The organism is Pseudoalteromonas ardens (genome assembly GCF_030125445.1).
Classification (GTDB): domain Bacteria; phylum Pseudomonadota; class Gammaproteobacteria; order Enterobacterales; family Alteromonadaceae; genus Pseudoalteromonas; species Pseudoalteromonas ardens.
This window is the reverse complement of the sequence record NZ_JASJUV010000018.1, coordinates 1-1,699: the sequence shown is the minus strand read 5'-3', so window position 1 is coordinate 1,699 and position 1,699 is coordinate 1. Positions and strand designations below refer to the sequence as shown.

Sequence of the window (1,699 nt, the reverse complement as noted above, 5' to 3'; positions counted from 1 at the left end):
TTCTTAACTTCTAACAAACAAAACCACTTTGGCGTTGTATGGTTAAGCCTCACGGGTAATTAGTACGAGTTAGCTCAATGGCTCACACCACTTCCACATCTCGCCTATCAACGTTGTAGTCTTCAACGGCCCTTCAGTTAACTTAAAGTTAAAGTGAGAACTCATCTCGAGGCTCGCTTCCCGCTTAGATGCTTTCAGCGGTTATCGATTCCGAACGTAGCTACCGGGCAATGCCATTGGCATGACAACCCGAACACCAGCGGTTCGTCCACTCCGGTCCTCTCGTACTAGGAGCAGCCCCTCTCAATTCTCAAACGCCCACGGCAGATAGGGACCGAACTGTCTCACGACGTTCTAAACCCAGCTCGCGTACCACTTTAAATGGCGAACAGCCATACCCTTGGGACCGACTTCAGCCCCAGGATGTGATGAGCCGACATCGAGGTGCCAAACACCGCCGTCGATATGAACTCTTGGGCGGTATCAGCCTGTTATCCCCGGAGTACCTTTTATCCGTTGAGCGATGGCCCTTCCATTCAGAACCACCGGATCACTATGACCTACTTTCGTACCTGCTCGACGTGTCTGTCTCGCAGTTAAGCTGGCTTCTACCATTACACTAACCGTACGATGTCCGACCGTACTTAGCCAACCTTCGTGCTCCTCCGTTACTCTTTGGGAGGAGACCGCCCCAGTCAAACTACCCACCAGGCACTGTCCTCAACCCCGATTAGGGGCCTAAGTTAGAACATCAACACTACAAGGGTGGTATTTCAAGGACGGCTCCACGCAATCTAGCGACTGCGCTTCAAAGCCTCCCACCTATCCTACACATGTAGGGTCAATGTTCAGTGCCAAGCTGTAGTAAAGGTTCACGGGGTCTTTCCGTCTAGCCGCGGGTACACAGCATCTTCACTGCGATTTCAATTTCACTGAGTCTCGGGTGGAGACAGCGTGGCCATGGTTACACCATTCGTGCAGGTCGGAACTTACCCGACAAGGAATTTCGCTACCTTAGGACCGTTATAGTTACGGCCGCCGTTTACCGGGGCTTCGATCAAGAGCTTCGCCTAAGCTAACCCCATCAATTAACCTTCCGGCACCGGGCAGGTGTCACACCGTATACGTCATCTTACGATTTTGCACAGTGCTGTGTTTTTAATAAACAGTCCCAGCCACCTGGTCACTGCGGCTCTCGCCTGCTTACGACGCGAAGTCTTCACAAGTAAGAGCGTACCTTCTCCCGAAGTTACGGTACAATTTTGCCTAGTTCCTTCACCCGAGTTCTCTCAAGCGCCTTAGTATTCTCTACCTGACCACCTGTGTCGGTTTAGGGTACGATTCGATATAAACTGAAGCTTAGAGGCTTTTCCTGGAAGTAGGGCATCAACAACTTCACCACCGTAGTGGCTCGTCTCGACTCTCAGCCTTAGCGACCCGGATTTTCCTAAGTCACCAGCCTACAGCCTTTCACATGGACAACCAACGCCATGCTTGCCTAGCCTGCTCCGTCCCCCCATCGCATTTATACCAAGTACGGGAATATTAACCCGTTTCCCATCGACTACGCTCTTCAGCCTCGCCTTAGGGGTCGACTCACCCTACCCTGATTAACATGGGATAGGAACCCTTGGTCTTCCGGCGTGCGGGTTTTTCACCCGCATTATCGTTACTCATGTCAGCATTCGCACTTCTGATA

The 1,699-nt window shown here is 51.7% G+C and carries 1 rRNA gene; it reads right to left on the bottom strand.

Features of this window, described 5'->3' with window-relative positions:
- Positions 1-38: 38 nt before the first annotated feature.
- Positions 39-1,699, bottom strand: a 23S ribosomal RNA gene (locus tag QNM19_RS24410); the annotation flags it as partial.